The organism is Pseudomonas sp. 9_2_1, from assembly GCF_059295275.1.
On sequence record NZ_CM181239.1, the window covers coordinates 143986 to 147142 of the forward strand.

Here is a 3157-nt window from a genome sequence, read left to right on the forward strand (position 1 = left end):
ATCCAGCTTATGCAACACTGATCTGCCCCTTCTTCAGCGCATCCATGACCGCGGCTTTCGGGCCATCGGCGACAATCTGCCCGCGATCGATCACGATCAGCCGGTCCACCAGCGACAGCAGCGAGGCACGGTGCGTGACCAGCAGCACTGTCTTGCCTTCCACCACCGCCTGCAGGCGCTGCTTGAGGCGTTCTTCACCGGTGTTGTCCATGGCGCTGGTCGGTTCGTCCAGCAGCAGAATCTGCGGGTTGAGCAGCAGCGCTCGGCCCAGGGCGACGTTCTGGCGCTGGCCGCCGGACAGGTTTTGCCCACGCTCGCCCACTTGCAGCTCGTATCCGTCCGGGTGCAGCCTGGCAAACTCGTGCACGCCGGCCAGTTCGGCAGCCTGCAGGATAAGCTCGTCTTCGATGTAGCGGGCGCCGCTGACCAGGTTGTCGCGCAGGGTGCCGGCCAGCAGCTGGATGTCCTGCGGCACGTAGCCGATGTTGTGGCGCAGCTCGCTGACGTCGATCTGGCGGATATCCACGCCATCCACCAGCAACGAGCCACCATCGGCTTCGTACAGGCCGACGATGAGCTTGGCCAGGGAGCTCTTGCCCGAGCCACTTCGGCCAATGATGCCGACCTTTTCGCCGGGGCGTATGGTCAGGTTGATGTTTTTCAGGGCCAGGTTCTGCTGGTTGGGGTAGGTGAAGTCGACCCCGCGAAACTCGACGCTGCCCTGCAGCACTCTGCGGCTGAGTGGGCGCTCTTCGAAGTTGCGCTCTTGGGGCAGCTCCATCATGTGGTCGGTGGAGACCATGGTCACCTTGGCCTGCTGGTAGCGGGCAAGCAGGCCGTTGAGCGACCCGAGCGGGCCGAGCGCGCGGCCGCTGAGCATGTAGCAGGCCACCAGGCCGCCCATGCTCAGGTTGCCGTCGATGATCAGGTACACGCCGACGCAGATCATCGCCACACCTGCCAGTTGCTGGATCAGCAAGGTGATGTTCATCGCCAGGCTCGACAGCACCTTCACGCGCAGTTCCAGCCGGCTGAGGGTGCCGAGGGTCTGCTCCCACATGTACTGGCGTTCGCTTTCGGCGTTGTTGACCTTTACCGCATCCAGGCCGGCCAGGGTTTCGATCAGGCTGGACTGGCGCTCCGAGGCCAGGGCCATGGTCCGCTCCATGGTCGCCATCAGCGGCCGTTGCAAGGCGTAGCCGATTCCCAGAGCCAGCGGGAAGGCGATGATCGGGATCCATACCAGGTGCCCGCCAATGATGGCGATGACGACCAGGATCAGGATGGTGAAGGGCAGGTCGATCAGGCTGGTCAGGGTCAGCGAGGCAAGGAAGTCGCGCAGGCCCTGGAACTCGTGAATATTCTGGGCAAAACTGCCGACCCTTGCCGGCCGGTACTTCATCGACATGCCGACGATGCGTTCGAACAGTGTCGCCGAAATGATCAGGTCGGTCTTCTTGCCGGCCAGGTCCAGGCAAAGCCCGCGCAGGCCCTTGAGGATCAGGTCGAAGATGTAGGCGCCGGCAATACCGATGGCCAGCACCCAAAGCGTCGAGGTGGCCTGGTTGGGTACCACGCGGTCATACACGTTCATCACGAACAGCGGCGCGGCCAGGGCGATCAGGTTGATTACCAGGCTGGCGGCGATGGCATCGATATACAGCCATTTGCTGCGCAGCAAGGTGTCGCGGAACCACGACTTTGTCCGCGGGATGAGATTGCCGTGGTTGACGTCGAACTTGTGTTGCGGCTGGGCGAAGAACACCCGGCCGCTGTAGTCGCTTTGCAGCGCTTCGCGGCTGACGTGCACTTCGCCGCCGTCGCTCTCGCTGAGCAGCAGGCGCGCGGTGTCATCGTTTTCCCAGCCCAGCAGGACGGCGCTGCGGCCTTCTTTGAGCAGCAGCATGGCCGGCATGGCGATTTTCGGGATCTGCTCCAGCTTGCGTTGCAGCAACCGCCCCTGCAGCCCGGCCCGGGCGGCGGCGCGGGGCAGCAGCTCGGGGCTCAGGCGCTGGGCAGGCAGCGGCAAGCCGGTGGTCAGCATGACCCGGCTGGCAGGTTTCTGGTGCAGGACACACAGGCTCAGCAGACTATCCAGCAGGGGGTCGTCATGCTGACTGCGTGGATCGTGGCTGAGTTGGACTCGACTGACTTCGGATTCCACGCGGCGCTCTCTTCATCCTTGTGGGTGGGTGGGGTGGGTGTGCCGCCGTACAGGCTGGCGGGCTCACCCTGGCTCTCTATGGTCTGTACCAGGCTGTGGGGCTGGGGACGCTGGCGTCCTCACGCCGGGGCAGGCCAATGGTCGCCTTGAATCGGTGTTGAGTAAACAATTCTACGTGGTTCATTTCTACCAGACGTGACTGGGTCATGGATGTTTCATTTTTGATCCGGTAGGCGACCTGCTGGAAATCAGTTTGCAGCATAGCGTTCCTGATGCGAGTGGCAGCGAGGGGGTCACTGTCCAGCTTAGTCATTGTCATTAAACAGGCGCTGCTTTATTGGCGTAACGCTGTAAGTATTTAGTCAAAATTTATCTATAAAAAGCCGATCTCCAGGGACTCTGTGTTCAATAATTGCCGCCCGGATTCTGCAATGGAGTGACGGTAATGGCTGTCCCCACACTCACGTCTTTGATTTACAACATTTTCCCTGTCATTTGACAGCGTGAGGGCAGGTGTCTTTTGGTGATTTTGGCGGCCACGGACCATAGCGCTGCCTGGCCTGCAGGCCGCTATGTGGTTGGCTTCCCGGCAAGGTTTGTGCTTGTGTATCGCCTGTGGGGCAGGTGGCGGAATCTTTGACGCCTCAGACTTTGACAGACCCGATCGAAGGCGGGCCCCGAGGCGTGTTTCACGATCGCCGAAGGGGCTGAAACGGCACCTGAACCGCCAACGTTATCCGCTTTAAATCAAGCACGGAATTTGCCCCCCGGAAACGGTTGGCTAAGGTTCGAATATCAATGTGACATTACATTGCCGATTGTTTAGGATGGCCTGTATAAGGTCAATAGTTTGGCAGTTAAGTAATTCCAAATAGTTATAGACGGAATATTGGCGTCAAAAACGCCAAATGATCAATGACATAGTTCCGCCTGAAGTGGCTTAGAAGTGCCGCTCTGGCAGGGAAGTACCCACAGGGTCACACGGAGAGTCCA

The 3157-nt window shown here is 60.4% G+C and carries 1 protein-coding gene; it reads right to left on the reverse strand.

Annotation, left to right across the window (positions count from 1 at the left end):
- Window positions 1-7: 7 nt before the first annotated feature.
- Window positions 8-2164 (reverse strand): type I secretion system permease/ATPase, encoded by a 2157-nt coding sequence (locus AC5O5I_RS00670; protein ID WP_172226847.1) that lies wholly within the window; start codon window positions 2162-2164, stop codon window positions 8-10.
- Window positions 2165-3157 lie beyond the last annotated feature (993 nt).